General features: G+C 73.7%; 13 protein-coding genes. 6 read left to right on the forward strand and 7 right to left on the reverse strand.

What is annotated here, in order from left to right:
* Both ACFW1I_RS18145 and ACFW1I_RS18150 read right to left on the reverse strand, forming a co-directional pair.
* The coding region (locus ACFW1I_RS18145; protein ID WP_384670784.1) for a serine/threonine-protein kinase at positions 1 to 1,310 on the reverse strand (1,310 nt) is incomplete at its 3' end.
* A 211-nt stretch (positions 1,311 to 1,521) separates the two neighbouring features.
* Positions 1,522 to 2,079: a heme-binding protein gene (locus tag ACFW1I_RS18150; RefSeq protein WP_384670787.1), complete on the reverse strand. Its 558-nt coding sequence runs from the start codon at positions 2,077 to 2,079 to the stop codon at positions 1,522 to 1,524.
* Between the two features lie 310 nt (positions 2,080 to 2,389).
* Here ACFW1I_RS18150 and ACFW1I_RS18155 point away from each other — a divergent pair, with 310 nt between their 5' ends.
* The 3 genes from ACFW1I_RS18155 (at position 2,390) to ACFW1I_RS18165 (ending at position 4,464) form a co-directional block, all read left to right on the forward strand.
* Positions 2,390 to 3,151, forward strand: a complete 762-nt coding sequence (locus ACFW1I_RS18155; protein WP_384670790.1) for an SDR family NAD(P)-dependent oxidoreductase — start codon at positions 2,390 to 2,392, stop codon at positions 3,149 to 3,151.
* Between the two features lie 86 nt (positions 3,152 to 3,237).
* The gene (locus tag ACFW1I_RS18160) at positions 3,238 to 3,966 is read left to right on the forward strand and encodes a TetR family transcriptional regulator (RefSeq protein WP_384670793.1); all 729 of its coding nucleotides are present in this window, start codon (positions 3,238 to 3,240) and stop codon (positions 3,964 to 3,966) included.
* Positions 3,967 to 4,080: 114 nt separating this feature from the next.
* Positions 4,081 to 4,464 carry a Zn-ribbon domain-containing OB-fold protein gene (locus ACFW1I_RS18165; protein WP_384670796.1) on the forward strand — a complete coding sequence of 128 codons (384 nt, stop codon included), beginning with the start codon at positions 4,081 to 4,083 and terminating at the stop codon, positions 4,462 to 4,464.
* A 62-nt stretch (positions 4,465 to 4,526) separates the two neighbouring features.
* On the opposite strand, the gene ACFW1I_RS18170 is transcribed toward ACFW1I_RS18165, so the two are convergent.
* The 3 genes from ACFW1I_RS18170 to ACFW1I_RS18180 are packed head-to-tail and all read right to left on the reverse strand — an operon-like array spanning position 4,527 to position 7,482.
* Positions 4,527 to 5,483, reverse strand: a complete 957-nt coding sequence (locus ACFW1I_RS18170) for an electron transfer flavoprotein subunit alpha/FixB family protein (protein ID WP_384670799.1) — start codon at positions 5,481 to 5,483, stop codon at positions 4,527 to 4,529.
* Between the two features lie 33 nt (positions 5,484 to 5,516).
* Positions 5,517 to 6,302 (reverse strand): electron transfer flavoprotein subunit beta/FixA family protein, encoded by a 786-nt coding sequence (locus tag ACFW1I_RS18175; RefSeq protein WP_384670802.1) that lies wholly within the window; start codon positions 6,300 to 6,302, stop codon positions 5,517 to 5,519.
* A gap of 28 nt (positions 6,303 to 6,330) precedes the next feature.
* Positions 6,331 to 7,482: an acyl-CoA dehydrogenase gene (locus ACFW1I_RS18180; RefSeq protein ID WP_384670804.1), complete on the reverse strand. Its 1,152-nt coding sequence runs from the start codon at positions 7,480 to 7,482 to the stop codon at positions 6,331 to 6,333.
* Between the two features lie 126 nt (positions 7,483 to 7,608).
* Between ACFW1I_RS18180 and ACFW1I_RS18185 the strand changes: the two genes are divergently transcribed.
* Complete coding sequence (locus ACFW1I_RS18185) at positions 7,609 to 8,943, forward strand: UDP-glucose dehydrogenase family protein (RefSeq protein WP_384670807.1); 1,335 nt, start codon at positions 7,609 to 7,611, stop codon at positions 8,941 to 8,943.
* Between the two features lie 69 nt (positions 8,944 to 9,012).
* Here the strand turns inward: ACFW1I_RS18185 and ACFW1I_RS18190 are convergent, their stop codons facing one another.
* Positions 9,013 to 9,933, reverse strand: coding sequence for a membrane dipeptidase (locus ACFW1I_RS18190; RefSeq protein WP_384670809.1), 921 nt, complete (start codon positions 9,931 to 9,933; stop codon positions 9,013 to 9,015).
* Between the two features lie 151 nt (positions 9,934 to 10,084).
* Complete coding sequence (locus ACFW1I_RS18195; RefSeq protein ID WP_384670812.1) at positions 10,085 to 10,750, reverse strand: tellurium resistance protein; 666 nt, start codon at positions 10,748 to 10,750, stop codon at positions 10,085 to 10,087.
* A gap of 164 nt (positions 10,751 to 10,914) precedes the next feature.
* Between ACFW1I_RS18195 and ACFW1I_RS18200 the strand changes: the two genes are divergently transcribed.
* Together ACFW1I_RS18200 and ACFW1I_RS18205 are read left to right on the forward strand one after the other, a co-directional pair.
* A complete protein-coding gene (locus ACFW1I_RS18200) occupies positions 10,915 to 12,264 on the forward strand; it encodes a methyl-accepting chemotaxis protein (protein ID WP_384670813.1) in 1,350 nt (449 codons plus the stop codon).
* Entirely contained in the window at positions 12,261 to 12,740 is a 480-nt protein-coding gene (locus tag ACFW1I_RS18205; protein ID WP_384670816.1) for a hypothetical protein, read from the forward strand. Before ACFW1I_RS18200 ends, ACFW1I_RS18205 begins: the two co-directional genes overlap by 4 nt.
* The last annotated feature ends 6 nt before the right edge of the window (positions 12,741 to 12,746 follow it).

Here is a 12,746-nt window from a genome sequence, read left to right on the forward strand (position 1 = left end):
CCTTCCTCCCGGGCTATCCCGACCGGGAGGGACTGCCCCGGGGGGGGGCGGAGGGGGGGGGGGTGGTCCCTGCGGCGTTCGCCGGGGGCGCTCTCCTGCGGGGCCCGGACGGTGACGCGGGTGACGTCCGGCCACGACAAGGACCAGTGCCGGTTCTGGAACCGGCAGTGGAGGTGGCCGTCGGTCAGCAGGACGGTCCGGCGGACGGGCTGCACCCCGTTGAGGAGGACGCCCCCGAGCAGGAAGGCGAGCAGGCCGGCCCCCGCGGTGGCGGCCGTGGCCGGCCAGGGCGCGAAGAAGGCGAGGACGAGCGCGCCGGGTGCGGCGGCGAGCACGCCGAAGAACACGAGGCAGCCTCCCCTGTCCGTCCGCCGGCTCGGCGCGTCCAGCAGACCCGCGGTGACCTCCACCGTGTCCGGGAGCCCGCTCTCCGGGGCCTTCGCCGGCTCCGGGACCGCGTCCGCGCGGGCGGCCGTGCGGGTCGCGGGGGCCGGGACGGGGGCCGGGGCGTCCGCGCCCAGCAGGTCGAGGATCCGGGAGGGTGTCGGGCGGGGCCCAGGGGCCTTGTCCAGGCACGCGAGGAGCACCGCCCGCAGCCCCGGCGGCACCCCGTCCAGGTCCGGCTCGTCGTGGACGACCCGGTAGAGGAGCGCGGGGACGGGGCCCTCGCCGAAGGGGGCCCGGCCGGTCGCGGCGTACGCCAGGACCGCGCCCAGCGAGAAGACGTCGCTCGACGGGGCCACCGGTTCCCCCTTCGCCTGCTCCGGGCTCATGAAGCCGGGGGTGCCGACGACCAGGCCCGTGTCGGTCAGGGCCGTCGCCCCCTCCGCCGCCTTCGAGATGCCGAAGTCGATGACGCGCGGTCCGTCGCCGGTGACCAGGATGTTCGACGGCTTCAGGTCCCGGTGGACCAGACCGGCCCGGTGGACGGCCTCCAGGGCCTCGGCGAGGCCGGCTGCCAGGGACCGCACCGCCGCCTCGGGGAGCGGCCCCCGGTCCCGTACGAGCTCCGCCAGATCGGGCGCGTCGATGTAGTCGCTCGCCACCCACGGCACCGGGCCGTCGGGGTCGGCGTCCACGATCGGCGCGGTCCAGAAGCCGCCGACCGTCCGCGCCGCCGCCACCTCGCGGCGGAACCGCTCCCGGAAGCCCGGGTCGGCGGCGATCTGGGGGCGGATCACCTTCACCGCGAGCCGCCGGCCGCTGCGGGAGACCGCCAGGAAGACCTGGCCCATGCCCCCCGCACCGAGCCGCGCCGACAGGCGGTACGGGCCGATCGAGGCCGGATCCTCCGGCTGCAAGTCGTGCACGGTTCCCCCGGGTTCGCGCTGTCGGGAGGGCGATCCTCCCAGAGCGGCGCGGTGCCGGGCCAGTCCGGGCCCGGGGCCCGCGATCACCACGGACCTGACATATCCATGGTGATTTCGTGTTGAACAAGTTGAGGCGTATGCTCGGGACAGCCACCCCGGTTCGCCTGTGTTCCCCCGTTTCAGGCGCATCGGGGTTCGGCATGTCCGGGGGTCACTTCTCCAGGGCCGCCACGCCCGCGCGGGCGAACTTCTCGTCCAGGTCGCCCGAGGGCGCGCCCGCCACGCCGATGCCCGCGATCGGGGCGCCGGCCGCGGTGACCGGGGCGCCGCCGCCGAGGAAGAGGGTGCCGGGGATGTCCTTCAGCCGCGGGGCCTGGGCCAGGCGGCCGGCGAGGACCGAGGTCGGGGCGTTCCAGGACACCGCCGTGTACGCCTTCCGCTCCGCCGACACGGAGGACTGCGGGCCCGCGCCGTCGCCCCGCAGGGTGACGAGCGGCTTGCCGTTCCGGTCGACCACCGCGACGGTCACCCGCTGGTTCTCCGCCTCCGCGGCGTCCAGCGCGGCCCTCGCCGCCTCCGTCGCCGCGGCGACCGTCAGGTGGGTGGTGGCGGTGGTGTGCTCGCTCGTGGCCTCGGTGACGGCCGCGGGGGCGGCGGCCGGGTCGTCGCCGGCGCTCGCGGAGTAGGCGCCGACCCCCGCGAGGCCGAGGGCGACGACCGCGCCACCGGTCGTCAGACGGGTCCGGTGGGCCTTCTTCACGTGCTTCATAGGGCGGTCGCTCCAGGGGGTCGGGGACGAAGATCGACGGACGCTTCATCCTGGGCGCCGATCCCGCCCCCGCCCGTCGGCGCACCGGCTGCGGGCGGCGGCCGGATCGGTGGACCCGGGGGTCCGCCGATCGGATGACCCCGGTCCCGTGCCCGTCCCGGCCGGTCCTCCGCTTCCTGGGGCGTGGCCTGGGGTTCTATGGTGGCGGCGCAGATCGCGCAGACCGCGCGGTCCCCCCGCGGGGACGCGCCCCCGGCCCGGCGGCCAACCCGCCGGCAGGGTCACCCGCACGACACGAACGAGGAGTTCCATGGACATCGCCGGCTCCGCCGCTCTCGTCACCGGCGCCGCTTCCGGGCTCGGCGCCGCCACCGCCGCCGCGCTCGCCGCGCGCGGCGCCACGGTCTACGGGCTCGACCTGGAGAAGGCCGTCGCCGCCGCCGGGGCCCTCCCGGAGGGCGTACGGCTGATCGCCGCCGACGTGACCGACGAGGACCAGGTCAGCGCCGCGCTCGCCGAGATCGACGCCGACGGGGCCGAGCTGCGGCTCGCGGTCAACTGCGCCGGCATCGCCCCCTCGGCCCGCGTCCTGGGCCGCAAGGGCCCGCACGACCTCGACCTGTTCCGCACCGTCGTGAACGTCAACCTGGTCGGTACGTTCAACGTGATGCGGCTCGCCGCCGAGTCCATCGCCCGGCACGAGCCCGACGCGCACGGCCAGCGCGGCCTCGTGGTCAACACCGCCTCGATCGCCGCCTTCGAGGGCCAGGTCGGGCAGATCGCCTACGCCGCCTCCAAGGCGGGCGTCGCCGGCATGACCATCACGGCCGCCCGCGACCTCGCCCAGTTCGGCATCCGGGTCGTCACGGTCGCCCCCGGCATCGTCGACACCCCGATGATGGCGGGCTTCAGCGAGGAGATCCGGGCCGGGCTCGCCGCGAGCGTCACCTTCCCGCAGCGCCTCGCCCAGCCGGAGGAGTACGCCCGGCTGATCACGATGATCGCCGAGCACGACTACCTCAACGGCGAGACGATCCGGATGGACGGCGCGCTGCGGATGTCCGCCCGCTGACCGCACCCACCGCGAAGAGCACTCGGTGCCGGAAAAATCCGGCACCGAGTGCCGCACGGAGGCGTCACCGGTGTTAGGTTCGTGCCATGGCAGCAGCGGCGACGAACCCCCGGACCCCTCCGAAGCCCGCGATGCGCGACTCCCTCATCGCCGCGGCCTTCCAGCTCTTCCTGGAGCGGGGCTACGAGCAGACCACCGTCGACGACATCGTCACCCTCGCCGGCGTCGGACGGCGCTCCTTCTTCCGCTACTTCCCGTCGAAGGAGGACGTGGTCTTCCCCGACCACGAGCAGTGCCTCGACGACATGACCCGCTTCCTCGCCGCCAGCGCCGACACCGACGACCCCATGGTCCGGGTCTGCGACGCCGCCCGCCTGGTCATGCGGATGTACGCCGAGAACCCCACCTTCTCCGTCCAGCGCTACCGGCTGACCCGCGAGGTCGCCGGACTGCGCACCTACGAGCTCTCCGTCGTCTGGCGGTACGAGAAGACCCTCGGCGACTACCTGAGGGCCCGCTGGGCCGACCGCAAGGACGGCACCCTGCGCGCCAACGTGGCCGCGGCGGCCGTCGTCGCCGCCCACAACCACGCCCTGCGGCACTGGCTGCGCTCGGGCGGCGAGGGCGACCAGCTGGACGAGGTGGACCGCGCCCTGGAGTTCGTCCGCGCCACCTGGAGCCCGGACGCGCCGGCCGGGGCCGGTGGCGACGCCGCCGCGGAGGGCGCCGACGACGTGGTCGTCGTCATCACCAAGCGGTCCACGCCGATGTGGCGGGTGGTGCGCGAGGTGGAGGCGAGCCTCGACGGGAGTTGAGAGGGACCTCAGTATCTCGAATTGAGGGAACTCAGGTCTTTCTTTGCTGGCACTGAGTGCCATATCTTGGGGCTCCATGCACGGTCGAGCCGCCGAGTGCGAGGAGAAGGCATCGTGTTCCACACGGGACTGAGGACCCCCGGCGCCGTCCGGACCGAGGAATCGGCCGAAGGCACCGATCTCTACTTCCAGCGCTGCGCCTGGTGCCACACCACCACCTTCCAGCGCCTGCTCTGCCCGACCTGCGGGTCGACCGACCTGTCCCCCCAACTCAGCGAGGGGCAGGGCGTGATCACCGTCCGCCGGGCCCACACCGCCGCCGAGGCCGACCTCTGGCCGGTCCACATGGCCGAGGGCTTCGTGGTCCGCTGCCGGGTCGACGGACCGCCGCACGCCGTGCGCCCGGGCGTCCGGGTCAAGCTCGCGAGCGCCGCGGACACCGGGCGCCGGCCGGTCGTCCGGCTCTGCGAGGAGGTCCCGCTGGACGGCTGGATCTGACCCGAGGCCCACGCGAAAGGGGGTGGCACAGAGTGCCACCCCCTTCGTCGTGTCCGACGGCGTCAGCGCGCGCCGATCTCCTCGGTCAGCTGCGGCAGCACCTCGAAGAGGTCGCCGACCACGCCGTAGTCGACCAGGTCGAAGATCGGGGCCTCGGGGTCCTTGTTGACCGCGACGATCGTCTTCGACGTCTGCATGCCGGCCCGGTGCTGGATCGCGCCGGAGATGCCCGCGGCGACGTACAGCTGCGGCGAGACCTGCTTGCCGGTCTGGCCGACCTGGTTGGAGTGCGGGTACCAGCCGGCGTCCACGGCGGCGCGGGAGGCGCCGACGGCCGCGCCGAGCGAGTCGGCCAGCTTCTCGACGACCTCGAAGCCCTCGGCGGCGCCGACGCCGCGGCCGCCGGAGACCACGATGGCGGACTCGGTCAGCTCCGGGCGGCCGGTGGAGACCCGCGCGGTGCGGGAGACGACCTTGGCCGCGTTGCCCGTGAAGGCGACGGTGACGTTCTCGACCGTGCCGGCGGCCGGGGCGACCTCCGGGGCGGCGGAGTTCGGCTTGACGGTGATGACCGGGACGCCGTGCGAGACCGTCGACTTCACCTGGTACGAGGCGGCGAAGACGGACTGGGTGGCGACCGGGCCGTTCTCGCCGGCCTCCAGCTCCACCGCGTCGGTGATCAGGCCGGAGCCGAGGCGGAGCGCGACGCGGGCCGCGATCTCCTTGCCCTCGCCGGAGGAGGTCACCAGGACGGCGGCCACCTCCTTCTCCTTCGCGATCTGGGTGAGCGCGTCGACCTTCGGGACGACGAGCTGCTCGGCGAACTCGGCGCCGTCCGCGACGTACACGGTGGCCGCGCCGTACTCGGCGGCGGTGGCGGCGATCGAGGCGGCGGCCTCGCCGGCGCCGAGGACGACCGCGGTGGGCTCGCCGACGCGGCGGGCCAGGGTCAGCAGTTCGAGGGCCGGCTTGCGGACCGCACCGTCGGCGTGGTCCACGAGAACCAGGATCTCAGCCATGATTCCTTGCTCCTGAGGTGGGGTGACGGTGGATCAGATGAACTTCTGGCCGGCGAGGAACGCGGCGAGCTGCTTGCCGCCGTCACCCTCGTCCGTGATGATCGTGCCCTGCGTGCGCGCCGGGCGGGCGGTCGCCGAGTCGACCAGGGTCCAGGACCCGGCGAGGCCGACCTCGTCGGCGTCGATGCCGAGGTCGTCCAGGTCCAGCTCCTCGACCGGCTTCTTCTTGGCGGCCATGATCCCCTTGAAGGAGGGGTAACGGGCCTCGCCCGACTGGTCGGTGACCGAGACGACGGCCGGCAGCGGGGCCACCAGCTGCTCGCTGGCGGCGTCGCCGTCACGGCGGCCCGTCACCATGCCGCGCTCCACCGCGACCTCGGAGAGCAGCGTCGCCTGCGGCACGCCCAGCCGCTCGGCGAGCAGCGCCGGCAGCACGCCCATGGTGCCGTCCGTCGAGGCCATGCCGCAGACGACCAGGTCGAAGCCGGTCTTCTCCAGCGCCTTCGCGAGGATCGCGGAGGTGGCGATGACGTCGGAGCCGTGGATGGACTCGTCGTTGACGTGGACGGCCTTGTCGGCGCCCATCGACAGCGCCTTGCGCAGCGCGTCCTTGGCGTCGTCCGGACCGACCGTCACGACGGTGACCTCGGCGTCGTCGGACTCCTCGGAGATCCGCAGGGCCTGCTCGACGGCGTACTCGTCCAGCTCCGAGAGCAGACCGTCGACGGCCTCGCGGTCGGTCGTCAGGTCGTCGGCGAAACCGCGGTCGCCGGTCGCGTCGGGGACGTACTTCACACAGACAGCGATCTTCAGGGTCACGGCCTGTCTCCTTTCGAGGGGCTGGTGGTTACGGGAGGTTGCGGGCCATGACGATGCGCTGGACCTGGTTGGTGCCTTCGTAGATCTGGGTGATCTTGGCGTCGCGCATCATGCGCTCGACGGGGTAGTCGCGGGTGTAGCCGTAGCCGCCGAGGAGCTGGACGGCGTCGGTGGTGACCTCCATGGCGACGTCGGAGGCGAAGCACTTGGCGGCGGCGCCGAAGAAGGTGAGGTCGCCGTCGACGCGCTCGGACTTCGCCGCGGCGGCGTAGGTGAGCTGGCGGGCGGCTTCGAGCTTCATGGCCATGTCGGCGAGCATGAACTGCACGCCCTGGAAGTCGGCGATCGGCTTGCCGAACTGCTTGCGCTCCTTGACGTAGCCCTTGGCGTAGTCGAGGGCGCCCTGGGCGATGCCGAGGGCCTGGGCGGCGATGGTGATGCGGGTGTGGTCGAGGGTCTTCATCGCGGTGGCGAAGCCGGTGCCCTCGGCGCCGATCATGCGGTCGGCGGGGATGCGGACGTTGTCGAAGTAGACCTCGCGGGTCGGGGAGCCCTTGATGCCGAGCTTCTTCTCCGGGGCGCCGAAGGAGACGCCCTCGTCGCCCTTCTCGACCACGAAGGCGGAGATGCCCCTGGAGCGCTTCTCCGGGTCGGTGACGGCCATCACGGTGTAGTACTCCGAGACGCCGGCGTTGGTGATCCACCGCTTCACGCCGTTGAGGACCCAGGAGTCGCCGTCGCGGACCGCGCGGGTCTTCATGCCCGCCGCGTCCGAGCCCGCGTCCGGCTCCGACAGGCAGTACGAGAACATCGCCTGGCCGGCGGCGAGCGGGGCGAGGTACTTGTGCTTCAGCTCCTCCGAGCCCGACAGGATCACCGGGAGCGAGCCGAGCTTGTTCACCGCCGGGATCAGCGAGGACGAACCGCAGGCGCGGGCGACCTCCTCGATCACGATCACCGTCGCGAGCGCGTCCGCGCCCGCGCCGCCGTAGGTCTCCGGGACGTGCACGGCGTGCAGGTCGTTGGCGACCAGCGCGTCCAGGGCCTCCTGCGGGAACCGCCCCTCCTCGTCCACCGCCGCCGCGAACGGGGCGATCTTCGCGTCCGCCAGCGCACGCACCGACTCCCGGAGCATCTCGTGCTCCTCGGAGGTCCGGTACAGGTCGAAGTCCTTGCCCATGGTCTTGAGCTCCCTGGCTTGCTAACTACCGTTAAGTAACCCAAAGGGTAGGCCGTGAGCGGGGACCTTGTCAGCGCCCGACTATGCTCGGGCAGGCAGTTTCGCCCGACGTCCCTGGAGTCCCGCATGGCCCTGAAGATCACTGTGATCGGCACCGGATACCTCGGCGCCACCCACGCCGCGGCCATGGCGGAGATGGGCTTCGAGGTCCTCGGCCTCGACGTCGTGCCGGAGAAGATCGAGCTGCTGGCCTCCGGCCGCGTGCCGATGTACGAGCCCGGCCTGGAGGAACTGCTCGCCCGGCACGTCGCCGGGATCGAGGGCTCCACCGGCCGGCTGCGCTTCACCACCTCCTGGGAGGAGGTGGGCGCCTTCGGCGACGTCCACTTCGTCTGCGTGAACACCCCGCAGAAGCATGGCGAGTACGGCTGCGACATGAGCTACGTCGACGCCGCCTTCACCTCCCTCGCCGGCGTCGTCCGCGAGGGCGCGCTGGTCGTCGGCAAGTCGACCGTGCCGGTCGGCTCGGCCGAGCGGCTGGCCGGGGTGCTGCCGGCGGGCGTCGGACTGGCCTGGAACCCCGAGTTCCTGCGCGAGGGCTTCGCCGTCCAGGACACCCTGCACCCGGACCGGATCGTCGTCGGCGTGCCCGGCGACGACGACGGCCGGGCCGAGAAGACGCTCCGCGAGGTGTACGCCGCCCCGGTCGCCGAGGGCTCGCCCTTCGTCGTCACCGACTTCCCGACCTCCGAGCTGGTGAAGACGGCCGCGAACTCCTTCCTCGCCACCAAGATCTCCTTCATCAACGCGATGGCCGAGGTCTGCGAGGCGGCCGGCGGCGACGTCGCCAAGCTCGCCGAGGCGATCGGCCACGACGAGCGGATCGGCAACAAGTTCCTGCGGGCCGGCATCGGCTTCGGCGGCGGCTGCCTGCCCAAGGACATCCGGGCCTTCATGGCCCGCGCGGGCGAGCTCGGCGCCGACCAGGCGCTGACCTTCCTCCGCGAGATCGACTCCATCAACATGCGGCGGCGCGGCCAGATGGTCGAGATGGCCCGCGAGGCGCTGGGTGGGAACTCCTTCCTGGGCCGCCGGGTCGCCGTCCTCGGCGCCACCTTCAAGCCGGACTCGGACGACGTCCGCGACTCCCCCGCGCTCAACGTGGCCGGCCAGATACACCTCCAGGGCGGCCAGGTGACCGTCTACGACCCCAAGGGCATGGAGAACGCCCGCAAGGTCTTCCCGACCCTCGGCTACGCGGACTCGGCCCGGGAGGCCGTCCGGGGCGCGGACGTGGTCCTGCACCTGACCGAATGGCGCGAGTTCCGCGAGCTCGACCCGGCCGAGCTGGCCGCGGTCGTCTCCTCGCCGGTCGTCCTCGACGGGCGCAACGCCCTGGACGCCGAGCGGTGGCGGGCGGCCGGCTGGACGTACCGGGCGATGGGCCGCCCGCGGGCCTAGCGACGGCGAGGGAAGGGGCGCACCGGACGGATCCGGTGCGCCCCTTCCTCATGGGTGTACGGGTACGGGTCAGGCGGCGACGGGCCTGATCCGGTTCGTACGGGACAGGAACTCGGTGTCGCGCAGGGCCCGGGTGGCGTTGCCGTGGGCCAGGCCGACCAGGTCCCGGGCCGGCCAGCCGCGCCGCAGCAGCTCCGCGAAGAGCGGCACGTAGCCGGCCGCCGGGCCCGTCAGCCGGGAGAGGCCCGTCGACTCGGGCCCGGCCCCGTCGCGCACCCGGTCGAGGAGGTCGGCGGTGGCGGCGGGGTCGTCCCCGACGGCGACCATGCAGACGGCGCCGTTCTCGCCGAGCAGCCGCAGCACGTCGTCCGGGAGGGCGTCCGGCTCGGCCCGGGTGACCAGGGCGGGGGCGCGGGTGACGGCGAGGACCTTGCGGACGGTGTCCTGGTCGGCGCCGCTGAGGTCCACGGCGAGCCCGATGCGGTTCATCTCGCGGACCGCCTCGCGGGCGAAGCGGTCGAAGCGGGTGAGGTTCACGGCCCGGACGCCGAGGGCGTGGTAGGCCCGCAGGGTGGCGGCGGAGCCGCCGAGGGCCGTCCAGTCCACCGGTCCGAGGAGCGCGGCGACCCGGCCGCAGTTGCGGGCGTGGACCATCTCCGAGGTGGTGTGGGCCAGCCGCAGGTCCTCGGGGCAGGCGGCGACGAGCGCGCGGATGGTGTCGATGCGGCGCAGGGTGCCGATGGCGCCGTCGTCGGAATCCCCGTGCAGCGACCAGAACTGCGCGCCGGCCTCCCGGGCCCGGGCGGGCGGCAGGTCCTCGGGGTCGAGGAGCGCGGGGAGTTCGGTGTGGCCCTCCAGGACGGGCTGGGCGGCGAGGATCGCCCGGGCCCGGGCGGTCTCGTCGAGCGGGGGTGGCGACTCCGGGGGTTCCAGCGCGCCGACGGCGCCGGAGGCGGCAGAGAAGGGGGGATGGTCGTCTAGATCTGCCATGGCACTACTCACTACTCCGAAACTCGGTGATGCAGTACTACCCCGCCGAAGGGGCGGGGCAGTACGGTCCACCGTGCCACCGGGGCCCTGCCGGGGGCCCGCCGGGCTGCGCCGTCCGGGTGACGGGCGCCGGGCCGCGCCGGGGCGGGGCTCAGTCCTTGGTCCCCCAGACCCACTCGAAGCCGAAGCCGTAGGCCCGGTCGATCAGCGGGTGGCTGCCCTCCTCCTCCGTGGCGGTGAACCAGCGGACCTCGCGGCGGACGTCCATGCCGCCGGCGGAGGCGGTGACGAGGGCGATGGCGCAGGCAGTCGCACCGGCGGGGGCGTCGTCGAGGAGGATGCGCAGGGTGCCGGAGGGGGCGGTGACCGTCACGGTCGCGCCGAGGCTGCGGAAGTCGACGGCGCCCTCGTACACGTAGGTGAAGACGAGCATCCGGCGGATCCTCGCCCGGTGCTCCAGGTTGGTCCGCAGCGTCTCGCCGTCCGAGGAGGCGCCGGTCCTGTCGTCCTGGTCGAGGAGGGTGTACGGGGGCGCGTCGAGCGCGCCGAAGAGGTTGCCGAGCGCCTGGACGACGTACTTCGACCCGTCGGTGAGCTCGACCAGGCAGCCGAGGTCCAGGTCGGCGCCGGTCGCGGCCGACCAGTTGAGGTTGGCCTGGAGGACGCCCCGGCCGGAGACGAGCCCGAGCGGGGTCGCCTTGGTCAGCAGGGCCTCGCGCCCGGGGCGCCCCCCGGGCTGCGGGCGGGCCGGCGGGACGGCCTCGCCCGGCGCCTTGGGCCGGAGCCTGATGACCCCGCGCTGACGGTCTGATGCCATGTCAATTCCCCCCGGACTCAATGGATCCACCGACAGGCACAGTATCGGCGAGTGGGCTACGATCTGCTCCCTACCGGGGGACGGCGGGTGTGCGGGAGGCGCTGGGGAGCGCACGGCACACCGGGGACGGAACCCCCTCTCTCGTCACGTCCGTGGGGGTGGACATGGCCGTCGCATCGACGACGGAACGCCGACAGGTGGCCCTGGAGATCGAGGAGTTGAGCCGCGAGGCGCAACTCTCCTCGCGCTCCCGCGAATTGGCGGATCTCGCCGACGCGCTGCGGTCCACCGAGACCGGTTCCGACGCGCTCGACCCGTGGACGGACCTCGACCTGCTGGCCTCGTACGCCCGCCCGGAGAGCGTGGACCCCGGCCCGCCGGTACGCGAACACGCCGCCTGGGGCTGGCTGGAGACGGCGCTCGGCGGGCTCGTCTTCGTCCCGCTCGCGCTGACCTGGTACGGGCTCACACAGGCGTCGAGCGCGTACGGGGCGCTGACCGGCTCCGACCCGAAGGCCGCCACCCGGCCCTTCCTCCAGCTGTGGCAGTCCGGCTTCGAGGGCCGGCTCACCGGCTTCTTCACCTTCGGTCACGTCGCCGCCACCGCGACCGCCGCGATCCTCCTGCTGCTCGTCCTCGCGGTGCTGCACGGCGGGCGCCGGGCCAGCGCGGAGCGGCGGGAGAAGGCGGCGGCGCAGCGGGCGGAGGCGCTGCTGCGGCGGATGGTGCCGGTGCTGACCCGGGCGCAGCTGTGCCTCAACCGGCACCGGCTCTCCTCCCCCGTCCGGTTCGCGGAGGAGTTGACGAAGTCGGCCGGCACGCTGAACCGGCTCGGCGAGCGGGCCAGCAAGACGCAGGGCCTGCTGGCCCAGGCGGCCACCGCCGTCGGCGACTCCCTGGACCGGGCGCAGGAGCGGCTCGCCGGGGTGGACGGCGCGGTGAAGCCGCTGGAGACGGCCGCGACCCGCATCGAGACGGCGGTGAGCGGCAGCGGGGTCATGGTGCGCCAGGCCCTGGAGGACGTGCGGGGCACCAACGGCGAGGTGCGGGACGTCCTGGAGAAGGCGGGGACGCGGGTCGAGGACTCCGTCATGACGCTCGCGGCGGCACAGCGCTCCTTCACCACCGGTCTGGAGGTCGCCGGCGACCTCTCCGGGCACGTCCTCGGCCGGCTCACCACCGTCGTCGAGACCGCCGCGCAGGACCGCGCCGACGCCCAGCTCCTGCTCGGCCGCATCGCCGACCAGGCGGACGCGCTGACGGGGGTGGCGGAGCGGCTCGGCCGGGCCGCCGACACCTTGGCGGCGGCGCTGGCGCGGGACGCGGGCGGTCGTGGGCGCTGGGGTGCCGGGCGGGACTCCGGCCGGGACGGCGATCCGGGCGGTGGGTCCGGTTCGGGCGGTGAGGCCGGCGGGTCCGGTGCGAAGGTACCGCCCGCGCGGAACGCCGTCGTGGGGTCGCCGCCGGCGCTTCCGCCGGGGCGTGAGGGCGCGGACGGGGCCGGGTCGCGGTGAGGGCCCCGCGCTTCAACGCGCTGCACCTGGCCGGCTGGCTCTTCGCGGACATGCTCCTCGTCCTCGCCCTCGTCGCGATGGGCGACCGGGGCGACCCGCTGGCCGCCGAGGCCCGCCCCGGCACCTCGGCGAGCCCGAAGCCAGGTGCGACGAAGCCGCCGAAGCCCAAGGGGCCGCGGGCCGTGGTCCGCACCCCGGTGAAGGTGTCGATCGCGGCGGCGGCGGGCGACCGGGCGACGATGCGGAAGCGGCTGCGGGAGGTCACCGCCACATACGCGGGCCGCCAGGCGGCGTTCGTCCTCACCTTCGGCCGGCACTCCGAACCGGGCGCCGGCGGCAGCTACGCGAGCGAGGTCAACTCCCAGCTGGCGAAGGCCCGTCCGGACATGTTCAAGGGCACGACCACGCGGGACTTCTGGAAGGGCGACGCCTCGGGAGGGCGCGCCGACATCGAGATCTACTTCTACACGTACTGACCCGTA

Origin of the sequence: Streptomyces sp. NPDC058955 (genome assembly GCF_042741435.1) — a bacterium.
GTDB lineage: Bacteria > Actinomycetota > Actinomycetes > Streptomycetales > Streptomycetaceae > Streptomyces.